Source organism: Dermacoccus abyssi (assembly GCF_003515945.1).
GTDB classification, from domain to species: domain Bacteria; phylum Actinomycetota; class Actinomycetes; order Actinomycetales; family Dermatophilaceae; genus Dermacoccus; species Dermacoccus abyssi.
Genome location: NZ_QWLM01000005.1, coordinates 23,421 through 38,468 on the forward strand (window position 1 = coordinate 23,421; position 15,048 = coordinate 38,468).

A 15,048-nucleotide genomic window follows, 5' to 3' on the forward strand; every position below is an offset into this window, starting at 1 on the left:
CAGTGAACAGGCCTGGGAGCACCGCGCAACGATGTGTTGAAGGAGTTGGGCATGGCCCTGAATGCTGAGACGAAGAAGAAGATCATCGCCGAGTACGGCACGTCCGAAGGCGACACGGGCTCGCCCGAGGTGCAGGTTGCCCTCCTCACGGAGCGCATCAAGGGCCTGACGGAGCACGCTCGTCAGCACCCGCACGACCACCACACGCGTCGTGGTCTGCTCCTGCTCGTCGGTCAGCGCAAGCGCATGCTTCGCTACCTCGAGTCGGTCGACATCGAGCGTTACCGCTCGCTGATCAAGCGCCTCGGCCTGCGCCGTTGATCGCATTGATCACCATGATTTGACGCCGGACGGCGGTCACTCGTCTACGAGTGGCCGCCTTTCGGTGTTTCGAGGGGCCCGGACAGGTCGCTCGGCAGCAAGAAACGGGTCGCACACAACGACGATGTGCGCATCCGAGACGTAGATGAAACAAGAAGGAGGGCCCAAATGGAGGGTCCCGAGATCCAGTTCGCCGAAGCCGTCATCGACAACGGCTCGTTCGGCACCCGCACGGTTCGCTTCGAGACGGGACGTCTCGCGAAGCAGGCCAACGGCGCAGTCCTCGCCTACCTGGACGACGACACCTGCCTGCTGAGCACCACCACCGCCAGCAAGCAGCCCAAGGAGCACTTCGACTTCTTCCCCCTCACGGTGGACGTCGAGGAGCGCAGCTACGCGGCCGGCAAGATCCCCGGCTCGTTCTTCCGTCGTGAGGGTCGTCCCTCCACGGACGCGATCCTCACCTGCCGCCTCATCGACCGCCCGCTGCGCCCGGCCTTCAAGAAGGGCCTGCGCAACGAGGTCCAGGTCGTCATCACGGTTCTCGCGCAGAACCCGGACGTGCAGTACGACGTTCTCGCCATCAACGGCGCGTCGGCCTCCACGCAGATCTCCGGTCTGCCGTTCACCGGCCCGATCGGTGGCGTGCGCGTCTCGCTCATCGACGGCCAGTGGGTCGCCTTCCCGAACTTCTCGGACATCGAGCGCTCGGCGTTCGACATGGTCGTCGCCGGCCGTCTCGTCGGTGACGACGTCGCCATCATGATGGTCGAGGCCGAGTCCACCGAGTCGACGTGGAACCTGGTGGCCGAAGGCACCCAGGCCCCGACCGAAGAGGTCGTCGCCGAGGGCCTCGAGGCCGCGAAGAAGTTCATCCGCGTGCTCTGTGAGGCTCAGGTCGAGCTCGCGCAGCAGGCCGCCAAGGAGGTCCAGGACTTCCCGGTGTTCCTCGATTACCAGGACGATGTCTACGGTGCGGTCGAGAAGTCGGCCAAGGACCAGACGTCCGCTGCGATGACGATCGCAGGCAAGGCCGAGCGCGAGGACAAGCTCGACGAGATCAAGGACGCGCTCAAGGCCGAGCTCGCCGGCGAAGGCCGCGAGTTCGAGGGCCGCGAGTCCGAGGTTTCCGCCGCGTTCCGTTCGCTGCAGAAGCAGCTCGTGCGCGAGCGCATCCTGCGCGAGAAGGTCCGCATCGACGGCCGTGGCCTGGCGGACATCCGTGCGCTCTCGGCCGAGGTCGAGGTGCTGCCGCGCGTTCACGGTTCCGCGATCTTCGAGCGCGGCGAGACCCAGATCATGGGTGTCACGACGCTCAACATGCTGCGCATGGAGCAGCAGATCGACTCCCTGTCGCCGGTGACGCGCAAGCGCTACATGCACCACTACAACTTCCCGCCGTTCTCCACGGGTGAGACGGGCCGCGTCGGTTCGCCGAAGCGCCGCGAAATCGGTCACGGTGCTCTGGCCGAGCGTGCGCTCATGCCGGTGCTGCCGACGCGCGAGGAGTTCCCCTACGCCATCCGTCAGGTCTCCGAGGCTCTCGGCTCCAACGGTTCGACGTCCATGGGTTCGGTCTGCGCCTCGACCCTGTCGCTGCTCAACGCCGGTGTGCCGCTGCGCGCCCCGGTCGCCGGTATCGCGATGGGTCTCGTCTCCGCCGAGATCGACGGTCAGACGCAGTACGCGGCCCTCACCGACATCCTCGGTGCCGAGGACGCGTTCGGCGACATGGACTTCAAGGTTGCCGGTACCCGTGAGTTCGTCACGGCCATCCAGCTCGACACGAAGCTCGACGGCATCCCGGCCCAGGTTCTTGCCGGTGCACTGACGCAGGCGCGCGACGCTCGCCTGCACATCCTCGACGTGATGAACGAGGCGATCGACGCTCCCGACGAGATGTCGCCGTTCGCCCCGCGCGTTCTCGCGGTGAAGATCCCGGTCGACAAGATCGGTGAGGTCATCGGCCCGAAGGGCAAGATGATCAACCAGATCCAGGAGGACACGGGCGCCGACCTGTCCATCGAGGACGACGGCACGGTCTACATCGGTGCCACGGACGGCCCGAGCGCCGAGGCTGCGCGCGCCGCGGTCAACGCGATCGCCAACCCGCAGATGCCCGAGGTCGGCGAGCGCTTCCTCGGCACCGTCGTCAAGACGACGACCTTCGGTGCGTTCGTCTCGCTGCTTCCGGGCAAGGACGGCCTGCTGCACATCTCCGAGGTGCGCAAGCTCGTCGGCGGCAAGCGCATCGACGCTGTCGAGGACGTGCTGAAGATCGGCCAGAAGGTCCAGGTGGAGCTCAAGGAGGTCGACCCGCGCGGCAAGCTTTCGCTCGCCGTCGTCGAGGAGGCCAAGGCCGAGCCCGCGAACACGCCGGAGAACACGGACGCCGCGACGGCCGAGGCTGCTGCCGAGGTCGCCGACTCCGCCGGTCACATGGACCCGCACTCGGGTTCGGAGGACGATTCCGGTGACAAGAAGCCGCGTCAGCGTCGCCGTGGCGGTCGCGGTCGTGGCCGTGGCGCCGAGCAGGGCGAGGGCAACGCCGCCGCCGACCAGCTCGTCGACGCAGGCTCCGACGGCAACGAGGCGAAGGCGACCTCCGAGGACGCCTGAGCCACACCGGTTCGAGCATGAAGGCTCCGCTCCCGACGTTCGTCGGGGGCGGAGCTTTCCGCATGCGTGGAAGACGTTCCCTTTCACGGCCACGACTTTTCGGCGGGATTCGGGCTTCGTGGGAGGATGGGCGGGTGAGAGCAGTCGACCGGGCGGACGCGTTTCAGCGCCGTCACCCCGTGCTCGGGTACCCGATCGGTGTCGTGTACAAGTTCATCGACGACCAGGGCGCGTATCTCGCGGCGCTCATCACCTATTACGGCTTCCTCTCGGTCTTCCCGCTCATCCTGCTGCTGCAGTCGGCACTCGGCTTCTTCATTCACGGCAACGAGCGGCTGCACAAGCAGATCCTCGACTCGGTGCTCGGCCAGATTCCCGTGCTCGGCAACACGCTGAGCAACGCCGCGCCGAGCGCGTTGCGCGGCAGCGTCTCCGGCATCGTGCTCGGTTCGATCGTGGCCCTCTACGGTGGCCTCGGGGTGGCTCAGGCGCTTCAGCACACGAGCAACACGTGTTGGTCGGTGCCGCGCAACTCGCGCCCCAACCCCATCCTCATGCGCGTGCGCAGCGCTGCCGTGCTGCTCTTCCTCGGCGTCGCTCTCGTGTCCCTGGGGTGGCTCCCTCAGACGTGGCACGCGCCCGGTTGGCTCGTGCTGGCGCTCAACCTCGTGTTCGGCACCGTCATCTTCCTGCTCCTCATGAAGATGACGACGGCTCGCGGGCAGGGGTGGGGTCGTCTGGCTCCTGGCGCGCTGCTCGTGACGGTCGTGTGGCAGCTGTTCATGGCGGCGGGCAGTACCTTCACCAAGATCTTCGGCGCGCGTTCGAGCGACATCTACGGCACGTACGGCAGCATCCTGACGATTCTCGTCGCCTGCTACATCATGGCGGTCGCGTTCGTCGTGGGGTGCGAGGTCAACGTCGTGCTCCACCGCCGTCTGTACCCACGCTCGCTCATGACGCAGTTCACGGACGACGTCGACCTCACCCTGGCCGACCAGCAGGCGTACACCCTGCAGTCCACGATGCAGCGCTTCAAGAACTACCAAGCGATCGACGTCGTCTTCGACAAGAACAACGACGGTGTTGCCGATCAGCCCTCGGACCTCGACCTGCGGTGGCACGATGCAGTGGACGCCCACGAGGAATGGTTGAAGCGTGGGCATCCGACGCGGCCGTCCGGGATGTGGGGACTCACGGCCGAAGTGGAAGACAACCGCAGTGTCGACGGAAGCGAATGATGACGAACGACCTCAGGACGAACGAGCCGATCCAGCTCGGCCCCATGGTGCGCTATGCGGGGGAGCGCGAGGCGACGCTCTGGGCTCAGACGCGTGACGCGGGTGAGCTCACGGTGCGCATCGGCGAGAAGTCGTGGAGCGCACCCACGTTCGCGGCGCACGGGCATCACTACGCCCTCGTCCTGCTCGACGGCCTCGAGCCCGGCCAGGTGTACGAGTACACGGTCGAGGTGAACGGCGAACACGCGTGGCCGCAGCCCGATTCGCCGTTCCCCGCGCCGGTCGTCAAGATGCTCAAGGCCGATCGTCCGACGAAGATTGCCTTCGGCAGCTGCCGCACGAGCGTGCCGCACGACGCCAAGCACAACCGCACCAACGGCATCGACTCGCTGCGCGCCTACGCGCACGAAATGGCGCGTCACCCCAGGGACGAGCGGTGGCCCGACCTCGTCGTCCTGCTCGGTGACCAGGTGTACGCCGACATCACGTCGGAGGCCATGCAGGAGTTCATCGAGGAGAAGCGCGGCCTCGACAGCGAGCCCGGCGAGGAACTCAAGGACTACGTCGAGTACGCCCACCTCTACCGCCTCGCCTACAGCGAGCCGGCGGTGCGCTGGATGCTCTCGACGATGCCGAGCGCGATGATCTTCGACGACCACGACGTGCGCGACGACTGGAACACCTCGCTCGCGTGGCACGAGGAGATGAACAGGACCTCCTGGTGGCACGGTCGCATCGTCGGCGCGCTCTCGTCGTACTGGGTCTACCAGCACTGCGGTAACCTCTCGCCCGAGGCGCTCGCCGAGGACGAGGTCTGGCAGAAAATCACCGCGCACACCGGCAGCGACGAGCTCGACATCACCGACATGATCGAGGCCTTCGCGGAGAAGGTCGATCGGGACGCCCAGTCGTACCGCTTCTCGTACACGCGCGATCTCGGCGAGAGCAAGCTCATCGTCCTCGACTCGCGCGCCGCGCGCGATCTGCGCCCCGGCCACCGCGCGATGCTGGACGCCGAGGAGCTCGACTGGCTCGACGGTGAACTGCGCGGGGACGTGGAGCACCTGTTCATCGGTACGTCGCTGCCGTTCTTCATGCCCGAGGGCATCCACATGCTCGAGGCGCTCGACGAGGCCGCGTGCGACGGCGCGTGGGGCAAGACGATGGCGAGCCTCGGCGAGAGGATGCGTCAGACGATCGACCTCGAGCACTGGGCCGCGTTCAGCGACACGTTCTTCAAGGTGTCCGACATGGTGCTCGCCGTTGCGCGCGGCGAGCGCGGCGAGGCCCCGCGGACCGTGACGTTCCTCTCGGGCGACATCCACAACTCCTTCCTCTCGGAGGTGCAGGACGCCGAGGGCACCAAGTCGCGCATCTTCCAGGCCGTGTGCTCGCCGATCCGTAACCCGCTGCCGCGGCACGTGCGTGCCGGCCAGTCGATCATCGGCCGTGGTCTCGCGTGGCCGCTGCGCGAGGTCGTCAAGCGCACCCATGCCGTGCGTACCCCGCACTTCACGTGGCGCACGACCCACGGGCCGTGGTTCGACAACAACCTCGCCACCGTGGAAGTGATCGAGAACGGGCTTGAGTTCCGTTGGGAGGCGGGGGAGATCGTCGACGGCGACCTCGAGCACCCGCGTCTGCGGCTCGTCTCGGAAATCCGTGTCGACTCAGATGGTGACAGCAACCGGATGGACAGCAAGGGCGATCGCGGCCGGCTTCGGACGTGGCAGCCACTCGGCATGCGGATCGTCGAGCAGGTCAAGAAGCTGCGTCGTTAGGCTCGGGCCCATGAGCGAGACGATCAAGGTTGCAGTGATCGGCGCCGGTGGGCGCATGGGCAGCGAGGCCGCGAAGGCGGTCGAGGCGGCCCCGGACATGGAACTCGTCGGTCGCTTCGACGTCGGCGACGACCTCGGCGACCTGGGGGGCGCCGACGTTGCGATCGAGTTGACCGTGCCCGACGCGTCGCCCGGCAACCTCGCCCACTGTGTCTCTCAGGGCGTTTCGGCCGTCGTCGGTACGACGGGGTGGACCGAGGAGAAGCTCGCGACGCTGCGCTCGCAGGTGGACGCAGCCGACGGCGTCGGTGTGCTCATCGCGCCGAACTTCTCCATCGGGGCCCTGCTCATGATGAAGTTCGCGCGCGAGGCGGCGGCCTTCTACGAGTCGGTCGAGGTCGTCGAGATCCACCACCCGAACAAGGTCGACGCGCCCTCCGGCACGGCCGCGCACACAGCGCGCGCCATCGCCGAGGGCCGCCGCGAGGCCGGTCTCGGCGACGTTCCGGACGCCACGGAACACGACCCGGACGGCGCGCGCGGAGCCCGCATCGACGGCATCCCGGTGCACGCCATCCGCATGCGGGGGCGCGTCGCGCACCAGGAGGTGCAGTTCGGCGCGGAGGGTGAGGCCCTTACGATCCGTCACGACAGCTTCGAGCGCGTCAGCTTCATGCCCGGTGTGCTCACCGGCGTGCGGAACGTCGTGAAGACGCCCGGTCTCACCGTCGGGTTGGAGAACTTCCTGGGTTTGTAGTTGCTGGTCGACTTGGCGATATGTTCGGAGAAGGGAACCGGTGCCTCTGCAACCGCGCGCAGACTTCAGCGCGTTCAACTGATCGTGGGATTTTTCAACTGGAACTTCGAGAAGTCACTCAGGACGACACCTGATGCGCATGCCGTGTGTAGAAAGCGGACGCCGCCCTCGCTCGGAGCAGGCGGGCGGGTCCCTAGGCTCCTCACCTGCTGTGGACCGCGCGCGAGCCCGGTCTGGCTTAAGGGCCTACTGATCGATTGAAGCCTCTGTTCGGCGCTCTGAGTTCCAAACCAGTGCGCCGCACGACCTAAACTTGGGTGCCAGAATGGCTGCATGGAGCGGGCTTCAGCGGCATTCTTGAGAAGACCTTGGTGGGCGGTAGCAGGTCTGGTAGGGGTAGCCTTATGGCTGGAGGTGGCGCAGCGATGGCACGAGCTTTTTCCCGGCGCGCACGCGGTTGGCGAGGTCGTTAGAAATCTTGCCTACGCCCTGTTGGGCGCGGTTATCTTCGAGCGGATCATTGTGGAGATGCCAGCGCGGCGACGCCGCAAGTCATTTACGAGGGGCTTCGCCAGCGCTTTGAAGTCCTGCTAATGCCTGCAGCACTTGTGTGTCTCTACGATCAGGGTGCCAAAGAGTTGGGGATCGAAATCAACGTGTGGGATCGGCAGTCGATCGCTCAGGTGGGTGCCCGCCTTGAAGAGGTCGCGTCATGGGTCTTCGGCGAGGGTCGCGCCGGAATCGTTCGCTCCGCGAAGGTTGGGACCACAGCTGCCCTGCAGGACATTGATCGCCAACTCGTCTACCTCGACGAGGACGTGGCGTCGGCGGTGGCGCAGTTTCCACGCGTGGACGGGATCACGATGCTCCAACTTGAAGGCCGTGACGATGGGGGTATCACGGATGCTAGCGACGTACAGATCACGTGGGAGTTCCTGGAAGGTGCCCGCCGCCTGCTGAAGGCCCTCGTCGACGTCGGCGCCTACGAGACCTCGATTTTCAATGCTCGTTATGTCGATTCCGTGGCCGATCTCGCCGTGCCCTTGGATTGGGTCTACTGCAGCGCCTCCCGCCGAGACCAGCCTGCCTGATCGTGAGGCTGGCGAGAGGCAATGTTGCCCGTACCTGAGGGACTCGCCGTAGCCCCTGATGCCGGTGAGAGACCCACCCACCTCCTGCAGGAACGCACGTCTTGGCGACGCCTGGGCTCGGCACCGAACGAGATCAGATGAGCGCCGGAGCTCGTGGCGTTAGCCTCCGATGACTGGCCTCGTTGTGCGGGAATCAACTGTGTTGGAACACGTTCACTCCAGCTTCGGATCCTCGTCATGTCCGTTTCCTAGGTTCGGGCAATGACGGACGCGATCCTCGGGCCGCTCGAGCACCTCATGACCTCGTGGTGGGTGTACGCGGCGCTCTTCGGTCTGTGCACCGTGGACGCCCTCGTGCCGGTGTTCCCGAGTGAAGCGCCGCTCATCCTCGCCGGGGTCTACGCCGCGTCGGATCCGAACGGACCCGACGTCTTTCTGGTGGTGCTCGTCTCCGCGCTCGGCGCGTGCCTGGGTGACCACCTCTCCTACGGTCTCGGGCACGTGCTCGGAACGTCGTGGCTCGAGAAGAACCCGAAGCGCCGACGCACGGTCGAGCGCGTGCGCGGTGTCCTTCATCGGCGCGGTTCCTGGGCATTGCTCGTCGTGCGGTTCATCCCCGGAGGCCGCTGCGTGGCCACGCTCTCGCTCGGCGCGACCGGTTACCCGCTGCGCTCGTTCACCCCGTACGACCTGCTCGCCACCGTCGTGTGGGCCGTGCACGGCACGGTGATCGGCTACGTCGGCGGGCACGCGTTCGAGCACAACCCGCTCGCCGGAATCGCCACGGGTATGGGCATCGCCGTCGTCCTCGCGGGTCTGCTCGAGTGGCGCCGTCATCATGTCGACAAGCGGCCGGCCGCCTCGGCGGACGAGCGTGAACCCTCCTCGGCCGGTGCGCGGGGCTGACGCGGGGTGTCCCTGTTTTACCGAAGCAGATGGTGACGGTTGGGGTATATGGTGACGTTCGAACGTCACCAGATACCCCAACCGTCACCATGAGGGGCGGGCCTCTCGGTTCGATTCACCGGCCCGGCCGGTCCGCCGTGCAGCCCCTCACGCTCGCAGCACGACGAGGCACGCCGCGACGAAGTGGACGACAAACGCGGCCACCGTGCACGCGTGGAAGATCTCGTGGAAGCCGAACACCGTGGGCCACGGGTCGGGCTTCTTGAACCCGTAGACGACGGCGCCGATGGTGTAGAGGATGCCTCCCACGGCGATGAGCGTGATGACGGCGGTGCCGCCCGCGGCGTGCAGCGGGGCGGCGTAGAAGACGGCGACCCAGCCGAGGGCGACGTAGATCGGGGTGTAGAGCCAGCGCGGCGCGCCGACCCAGAACGTTCGGAACAGGACGCCGGCAACGGCACCGATCCACACGATGAGCAGGAGCGACAACCGCTGGTTGCCGCGCAACAGGACGAGAGCGAACGGCGTGTACGTGCCCGCGATGATGAGGTAGATGTTCGAGTGGTCGATGCGACGCAGGACTGCGTCGGCGCGCGGGCTCCAGTACCTGCGGTGGTAGAGCGCCGACGTGGCGAACAGCTGCGTCCCCGTCGCTCCGAGGACGAGGGCGCCTACGCGCCCGGCCGTCGTCGGCGCGAGGATCGCGAGCGCGAGACACCCCACGAGGCAGATCGGCGCGAGGACGAGGTGGAACCACCCGCGCAGCAGCGGCTTGGCCACGCGCACGACGTCCGCGTCGACGCCTTCGTGCGAGACGGGAGGCATTTCACCGGCATGCTGGCGTAGCGAGTCGCCGAGCGGCGTGCGCCAACGTTCGGTGGTCATCGTTCGTCCTTCGCGTCAGAGGTGGGTTCGGTGCGTGCCTCGACGAGGAGACCGAGCGTCAGTTCGAGCACGCGCCGCGGGTCGGTGAGGGCGTCGCCGTACAGTTCGCGCACCGTGTTCATGCGGTAGCGCACCGTCTGCGGGTGGACATGCAGGCGGCCGGCGACCTCGTCACGACGGCCCTGGTGCAGGAGCCAGCCGAGCAGCGTCTCGGCGAGCACCTCCCGTTTGGCGGGGGAGAGGTCCTCGAGGGGAGCCACAGCACGTTCGCGAAGTCGGGTGGCAACGAGAGGCGCTGAGTCCAGAGCGAGTTCGGGCAACAGCTCGTCGCAGTCGGCGCCGTCGTCGGCGCTCGCGAAACGCAGCGCGCGCAGTGCCTGACGGACTGATTCGCCGGCGTCGGTCCACGCCACGGTCGGCCCCAGAGCGGCGGGCGTACCGACGCAGCGCTCGAGAAGGCCGTTCCGAGCGTTGCTTCGCACGCCGGGGACGAGCACGACGGTGGGACCGTCGGCAATGGGAGACCACAGGGCGCGCTCGCCGAGGGCCGTGGCGAGCGCCGTGCGCGGTTCGCCGTCGACGACGAGGGCGGTGAGCGTTTCGGGCGCCTTCCACCGGGCCGATTCGGCGAGGTGCTCGAGGGCCGGGCGGGCCTCGCCCGCGACGAGGGCCGCCGTCAGCTGATCCCGGCGACGGGCCAGTTCACGGGTGCGGGCGGTGAGGGCCGCCGTGTGACCGGCGAGGCTCTGGGCGGACAGCTCGTCGATGAAGGCGAAGGTCTTCTCGGCGAGGGCCGCGACGTTCGCCGCCGGCTCCTCGGCGGCCACGGCGCTGCCGGCGAACTGAGCCCATGCGACACGAGCACCGACGCGGTAGGCGGCGAGCAGGGCGTCCGTGGAGCGACCGCTCGCTGCCTCTCCCTGTCCCAGCCGGTAGGCGCCGTCGAGGGTGGAACGGGAGGTCGCGCGGTCGCCCTCGATCTGGGTGGCGACGAACCCCGAGAGGGCCTGTTCGACGGCGCGCTCGATGTTGCTGCGTAATGCAGGATCGAAGGCGCGGTCGTAGCCGGGGACCTCCTCGACGATCGCCTCCACGCAGGCGCTCGCCGTCTCGGGCAGGGACGCCCGAAGCTCGGCCAGGGTACGCTCGGTGAGAATCGGCATGTTCACACTCTAAGAACAAATAGATCGAGAAACACGTCGGGTCTAGGCCAAGAATTGCGTCGATTGGGCTAAATAAACTGTCGACATGGCCGTAACCTCGCTTTCGCCCACTCGGACGACCTCGCTGCCGAGCGTGGCACAAACCTCTCCGGCGGGCTCGGCAACCCGCCTCGCCTGGCGTGCGGTGCGCGCCCTCACGACGCCTCTCGTGCCCGAGGACTACGTCGACCTCGTCGACCCGCTTCGCTCGCGCCGGTATCTGCGCGCCCGCGTCGTCGACGTCACGCCCGAGACGGCCGACGCCAGCACCGTGACGCTCCAGCCCGGCCGCGGTTGGCTCGGCCACCGCCCGGGCCAGTACATCCGTATCGGCGTCGACATCGACGGCGTGCGCCTGTGGCGCGCCTACTCCGTCACCTCCGGCCCGCGCGGCGACGGGAACATCTCCATCACGGTGAAGGCCCTCACCGGCGGGGTCGTGAGCGCGCACCTGCAGGAGAGCCTGCGTCCCGGTCAGATCGTCCAGATGGAGCAGGCCGACGGCGCCTTCACCTGGAACGGCGGCGCCGAGCCAGTTCTCTTCGTCACCGGCGGCTCCGGCATCACGCCCGTCATGGGCATGCTGCGTCACCGCATCGACGCCGAGGAGGCGTTCGCCGCCGACACCGAGCACGCCGAGAGTGCGCACGACATCGTCGTCCTGCACTCGGCGGCCCACCCCGAGGACGTCATCTTCGCCGACGAACTGCGCTCGCTCGACGCGACGGGCCGCATTCGCCTCGTCGAGCGTCACACCCAGGCCGAGGGGCGGCTCGAGCCTCGCGAGCTCGACGACCTCGTGCCCGACTGGCGCGATCGCACCACCTACGCGTGCGGTCCTGCGGGCATGCTGCGCGCGTTGCGGGAGTACGCCGACCTCAACGGCGTCGCCGATCACCTGCACACCGAGGAGTTCACCGTCGAACTGGCAGAGCCCGGCGAGGGCGGCGCGCTCACCCTCCACGACGGTTCGAACACGCTCGAACTCGACGTCGCCGGCGACACCGCCATCCTCGACGCCGCCGAGGCCGCCGGGGCCCTCGTGCCCTCCGGCTGCCGCATGGGCATCTGTTACGGCTGCGTGCTGCCCCTGCGCTCGGGAAACGTGCGCGATCTGCGCACCGGCGAGATCACCTCGGGAAGCGAAGGCGACGGCGTCATGGTGCAGACCTGCATCTCCAGCGTCGCCGGAGCTTGCGAGATCGGGCGATGAACCCCACACCCCACCACGCGAGGGACAACCGCCCCGGCGCCCACCGAACCCTTACGACTCACACGTCACCCCGACGAAAGGACGCACGATGACCGCGATGCAGAAGAAGGACGTCAACCCGGTCGCACACCTCACGCGCAGCGACATCGAGCGCCTCGGCGAGGAGCTGGATGCCGTGCGCGCCCGCATCGTCGAGAGCCGGGGCGCGAAGGACGCCGCGTACATCCGCGGCGTGATCAAGGGCCAGCGCTACCTCGAGATGGGCTCGCGCGCCCTGCTGCTGTTCTCCAAGAAGAAGCCGGCGTTCGTCGTCGGCACGGTCGGCCTGGCCGCCTCGAAGATCCTCGAGAACATGGAGATCGGCCACAACGTCATGCACGGCCAGTGGGACTGGATGCGCGACCCGAAGATCCACTCCTCGACGTGGGAGTGGGACAACGCGTCGCCGTCGGACCTGTGGAAGCACTCGCACAACGAACTGCACCACACGTACACGAACGTCATCGGCCGCGACAACGACCTCGGCTACGGCATCATGCGCGTCGACGAGGACCAGAAGTGGGTGCCGTTCTACCTCGGCCAGCCGGCGTGGAACTTCATCAACGCGTGCTTCTTCGAGTACGGCATCGCCGCGTACGACCTCGAGCTCGGCAAGTACCTCAAGGGCCGCAAGGACAAGGCCGTTTTCCAGCGTGACAGCCGCAAGGTGCTGCACAAGATCCGTGAGCAGTTCACGAAGGACTACGTCGCCCACCCGCTCCTCGCGGCGCTCACCGGTTCGGGCAAGCAGACGATCAAGGCCAACTTCATCGCCAACCTCACGCGCAACCTGTGGACGCACTCCGTCATCATGTGCGGTCACTTCCCGAGCGGCGTCGAGACCTTCACGAAGAAGTCGATCGTCGGCGAGAGCCGCGGCGACTGGTACCTGCGTCAGATGCTCGGCTCGGCGAACATCTCGGGCTCGAAGGCGATGCACGTGGCCACGGGCAACCTGAGCTACCAGATCGAGCACCATCTGTTCCCGGATCTGCCGAGCAACCGTTACGAGGAGATCAGCAAGGACGTGCAGGACATCTGCGAGCGCTACGGCCTGTCGTACGTCAGGGGCTCGCTGCCGCGCCAGGTCGCCTCGGCGTGGTGGACGATCATCCGTCTGTCGCTGCCCAACGACTTCGCCGCGAAGCTCGAGCGCAAGCCGCAGAACGTCACCGACCTCGTGCAGCGCCAGGTGCAGCCGAAGGCGGCCTGACGCCTGTCGACTCCCGTCAGCGGTGACGCCGACGAAAGAACCCGGCCTTCCCTCCTTGGGGGAGGCCGGGTCCGTTCGTTGTGTCGTTCCGTCGCCGGCCCGGTTCGTGACCGGGCCGGTCGACGGGTCAGATCAAGCGGATGAGCGCGGCCGTCGCGGCGGCCACGAGGACGACGACGATGAACGGCGCGCGCAACAGGAGCGCGACGACCGCGGCGAGCGCGGCGGCGGCGCGAGCGTCGAGCACCAGCTTGCCGTGGTCACCGACGAACGCCTGAACGCACACGAGTCCCGTCAGCAACGCGACGGGGAACAGGGCGACGACGTTCGACGTCTTCTTGCCTTCGAGGTACTTCGGCGGCAGGAGGTAGCCGATGAACTTGAGGACGAACGACAGGCCGCTCGCGAGCAGAACGGTGGTCCAGGTGCTCATGCGCCCGCCCCTTCCTCGGTGGCGTCGTCACTCGGCAGCGTCGGCACCTCGTCCGTGCGTGTCGACCACCACAGGCCGACCGCGATGGCCGCGACGACGGTGGCGAGCACCGGCAGGCCGGCCCGGGTGACGGGGGAGAGGCCGAGGGCGATGACGCCCGCGAGCCCGGCCGTCAGCTTGCCCTGGAGCGTGCCGAGGCGCGGCCACAGCAGGGCGAGGAACGCACCCACCGCTGCGGCGTCGAGGCCGTACTTCTTCGGATCGCCCATGGCGTTGCCCGCGATGGTGCCGACGAACGTCATGGAGTTCCAGAGCAGGTACACGCCGAAGCCGGTCCACCAGAAACCGATGCCCGACAGCTTCGCCGTCGGGCGACCGACGGCCATGGCGGCGGATTCGTCGATCGTCAACTGCGCAGCGACGACACGCCTGAGACCGCGGGGGCGCAGGATCGCGTTCAGCTGCAGGCCGTAAATGGAGTTGCGCACACCGAGGAGCGTCGAGGTCGCGACGGCGGATGCGCCCGTGCCGCCGGCACCGAGAACTCCGACGACGGCGAACTGCGAACCGCCCGAGAAGAGCAGGAGCGACAGCGCCATCGCCTGCCACGTGTTGAGGCCCGCCGCGATGGCGAGAGCCCCGAAGCTGATGCCGTAGACGCCGGTGGCGACGGCCAGTGAGATCGAGTCCTTCTTGACCGCGCCCTCGTCCTCGTGGAGCGCGTCCACGGGGCCGTCGTGTCGGCCGTCCACGTCGTGTTGCCCACCGCCGTGTTGTCCATTGCCGTGTTGTCCGTGACCGTGTTCCCCGTGACCCACGGCCGGCTCGACCTCGTCGCGCCGCTCGTCGGGCGTCATGCTTCGCGCCGTTCGTACGTGACGACGGTGAAGCCATCGCGCGGGTCGCGGTCGCTCTCGCGCCAGTGCTTCGGGTCGATGGTGGGGAAGTGGGCATCGCCCTCGGGCTCGAGGGGGATCTCGCTGATGAGCAGGTGTGTGACCTCGTCCATCGCGGCCTCGTAGATCTGTGCGCCACCGACGACGAAGGCGTCCTCGCCGGCGACCTCCTCGAGCGCCTCGTCGAGCGAGTGCACGACGACGACGTCGTCGCCCTTGGTGAGGTTCGGTGCGTACTCCGGGTTGCGCGTGACGACGATCGAGCGGCGGCCGGGCAACGCACCCATGCCCTCGAACGTGGTGCGCCCCATGATCATCGGGTGCCCCATCGTCGTGCGCTTGAAGTGTTTGAAGTCCTCCGGAATGTTCCAGACCATGTCTCCGTCGGCGCCGATGACGCCGTTGCGCGCGACGGCGGCGATGGATGTCAGGTGGCTCATGCCGGTTCCTT

General features: G+C 67.6%; 14 protein-coding genes. 9 read left to right on the top strand and 5 right to left on the bottom strand.

Annotated elements, in window-relative coordinates; genetic code table 11:
- Window positions 1-51 precede the first annotated feature (51 nt).
- The 7 genes from rpsO (at window position 52) to D1832_RS06020 (ending at window position 8,716) form a co-directional block, all read left to right on the top strand.
- Window positions 52-321 carry a 30S ribosomal protein S15 gene (gene rpsO / locus D1832_RS05985; RefSeq protein WP_047311375.1) on the top strand — a complete coding sequence of 90 codons (270 nt, stop codon included), beginning with the start codon at window positions 52-54 and terminating at the stop codon, window positions 319-321.
- Between the two features lie 168 nt (window positions 322-489).
- Window positions 490-2,940 carry a polyribonucleotide nucleotidyltransferase gene (locus tag D1832_RS05990; RefSeq protein ID WP_118913062.1) on the top strand — a complete coding sequence of 817 codons (2,451 nt, stop codon included), beginning with the start codon at window positions 490-492 and terminating at the stop codon, window positions 2,938-2,940.
- A gap of 134 nt (window positions 2,941-3,074) precedes the next feature.
- A complete protein-coding gene (locus D1832_RS05995) occupies window positions 3,075-4,181 on the top strand; it encodes a YihY/virulence factor BrkB family protein (RefSeq protein WP_118913063.1) in 1,107 nt (368 codons plus the stop codon).
- Window positions 4,181-5,962: an alkaline phosphatase D family protein gene (locus tag D1832_RS06000; RefSeq protein ID WP_241510890.1), complete on the top strand. Its 1,782-nt coding sequence runs from the start codon at window positions 4,181-4,183 to the stop codon at window positions 5,960-5,962. The genes D1832_RS05995 and D1832_RS06000 overlap by 1 nt, the downstream gene beginning before the upstream one ends.
- A 10-nt stretch (window positions 5,963-5,972) precedes the next feature.
- Window positions 5,973-6,719 (top strand): 4-hydroxy-tetrahydrodipicolinate reductase, encoded by a 747-nt coding sequence (dapB, locus tag D1832_RS06005; RefSeq protein ID WP_118913064.1) that lies wholly within the window; start codon window positions 5,973-5,975, stop codon window positions 6,717-6,719.
- 593 nt (window positions 6,720-7,312) lie between these two features.
- On the top strand, window positions 7,313-7,810 hold the full coding sequence (locus tag D1832_RS06015; RefSeq protein WP_147362630.1) for a hypothetical protein: 498 nt from the start codon (window positions 7,313-7,315) through the stop codon (window positions 7,808-7,810).
- A gap of 261 nt (window positions 7,811-8,071) precedes the next feature.
- Window positions 8,072-8,716: a DedA family protein gene (locus D1832_RS06020; RefSeq protein WP_118913067.1), complete on the top strand. Its 645-nt coding sequence runs from the start codon at window positions 8,072-8,074 to the stop codon at window positions 8,714-8,716.
- 147 nt (window positions 8,717-8,863) lie between these two features.
- Here the strand turns inward: D1832_RS06020 and trhA are convergent, their stop codons facing one another.
- Both trhA and D1832_RS06030 read right to left on the bottom strand, forming a co-directional pair.
- A complete protein-coding gene (gene trhA, locus D1832_RS06025; RefSeq protein WP_241510891.1) occupies window positions 8,864-9,601 on the bottom strand; it encodes a PAQR family membrane homeostasis protein TrhA in 738 nt (245 codons plus the stop codon).
- Window positions 9,598-10,764 (bottom strand): PucR family transcriptional regulator, encoded by a 1,167-nt coding sequence (locus D1832_RS06030; RefSeq protein WP_147362631.1) that lies wholly within the window; start codon window positions 10,762-10,764, stop codon window positions 9,598-9,600. The genes trhA and D1832_RS06030 overlap by 4 nt, the downstream gene beginning before the upstream one ends.
- Window positions 10,765-10,849: 85 nt before the next feature.
- Here D1832_RS06030 and D1832_RS06035 point away from each other — a divergent pair, with 85 nt between their 5' ends.
- On the top strand, window positions 10,850-12,016 hold the full coding sequence (locus D1832_RS06035; protein ID WP_118913069.1) for a ferredoxin reductase: 1,167 nt from the start codon (window positions 10,850-10,852) through the stop codon (window positions 12,014-12,016).
- A gap of 88 nt (window positions 12,017-12,104) precedes the next feature.
- Complete coding sequence (locus D1832_RS06040; RefSeq protein ID WP_118913070.1) at window positions 12,105-13,268, top strand: fatty acid desaturase family protein; 1,164 nt, start codon at window positions 12,105-12,107, stop codon at window positions 13,266-13,268.
- Between the two features lie 127 nt (window positions 13,269-13,395).
- On the opposite strand, the gene D1832_RS06045 is transcribed toward D1832_RS06040, so the two are convergent.
- From D1832_RS06045 to D1832_RS06055, 3 genes are read right to left on the bottom strand one after another with little or no spacing between them, the layout of a single operon-like run.
- The gene (locus D1832_RS06045) at window positions 13,396-13,701 is read right to left on the bottom strand and encodes an AzlD domain-containing protein (RefSeq protein WP_118913071.1); all 306 of its coding nucleotides are present in this window, start codon (window positions 13,699-13,701) and stop codon (window positions 13,396-13,398) included.
- Window positions 13,698-14,558 (bottom strand): AzlC family ABC transporter permease, encoded by an 861-nt coding sequence (locus D1832_RS06050; protein WP_118913072.1) that lies wholly within the window; start codon window positions 14,556-14,558, stop codon window positions 13,698-13,700. The genes D1832_RS06045 and D1832_RS06050 overlap by 4 nt, the downstream gene beginning before the upstream one ends.
- The gene (locus D1832_RS06055; protein ID WP_047311386.1) at window positions 14,555-15,037 is read right to left on the bottom strand and encodes a dihydrofolate reductase; all 483 of its coding nucleotides are present in this window, start codon (window positions 15,035-15,037) and stop codon (window positions 14,555-14,557) included. Before D1832_RS06055 ends, D1832_RS06050 begins: the two co-directional genes overlap by 4 nt.
- Between the last annotated feature and the right edge of the window lie 11 nt (window positions 15,038-15,048).

What these genes read in the sequence shown, in the direction of transcription:
- dapB (WP_118913064.1), top strand. Translation starts at nt 5,973, where the DNA reads ATGAGCGAGACGATCAAGGTTGCAGTGATCGGCGCCGGTGGGCGCATG.
- D1832_RS06050 (WP_118913072.1), bottom strand. Translation starts at nt 14,558, where the DNA reads ATGACGCCCGACGAGCGGCGCGACGAGGTCGAGCCGGCCGTGGGTCAC.
- trhA (WP_241510891.1), bottom strand. Translation starts at nt 9,601, where the DNA reads ATGACCACCGAACGTTGGCGCACGCCGCTCGGCGACTCGCTACGCCAG.
- D1832_RS06020 (WP_118913067.1), top strand. Translation starts at nt 8,072, where the DNA reads ATGACGGACGCGATCCTCGGGCCGCTCGAGCACCTCATGACCTCGTGG.
- D1832_RS06015 (WP_147362630.1), top strand. Translation starts at nt 7,313, where the DNA reads ATGCCTGCAGCACTTGTGTGTCTCTACGATCAGGGTGCCAAAGAGTTG.
- D1832_RS06040 (WP_118913070.1), top strand. Translation starts at nt 12,105, where the DNA reads ATGACCGCGATGCAGAAGAAGGACGTCAACCCGGTCGCACACCTCACG.
- D1832_RS06055 (WP_047311386.1), bottom strand. Translation starts at nt 15,037, where the DNA reads ATGAGCCACCTGACATCCATCGCCGCCGTCGCGCGCAACGGCGTCATC.
- rpsO (WP_047311375.1), top strand. Translation starts at nt 52, where the DNA reads ATGGCCCTGAATGCTGAGACGAAGAAGAAGATCATCGCCGAGTACGGC.
- D1832_RS06045 (WP_118913071.1), bottom strand. Translation starts at nt 13,701, where the DNA reads ATGAGCACCTGGACCACCGTTCTGCTCGCGAGCGGCCTGTCGTTCGTC.
- D1832_RS06000 (WP_241510890.1), top strand. Translation starts at nt 4,181, where the DNA reads ATGACGAACGACCTCAGGACGAACGAGCCGATCCAGCTCGGCCCCATG.
- D1832_RS06030 (WP_147362631.1), bottom strand. Translation starts at nt 10,764, where the DNA reads ATGCCGATTCTCACCGAGCGTACCCTGGCCGAGCTTCGGGCGTCCCTG.
- D1832_RS06035 (WP_118913069.1), top strand. Translation starts at nt 10,850, where the DNA reads ATGGCCGTAACCTCGCTTTCGCCCACTCGGACGACCTCGCTGCCGAGC.
- D1832_RS05990 (WP_118913062.1), top strand. Translation starts at nt 490, where the DNA reads ATGGAGGGTCCCGAGATCCAGTTCGCCGAAGCCGTCATCGACAACGGC.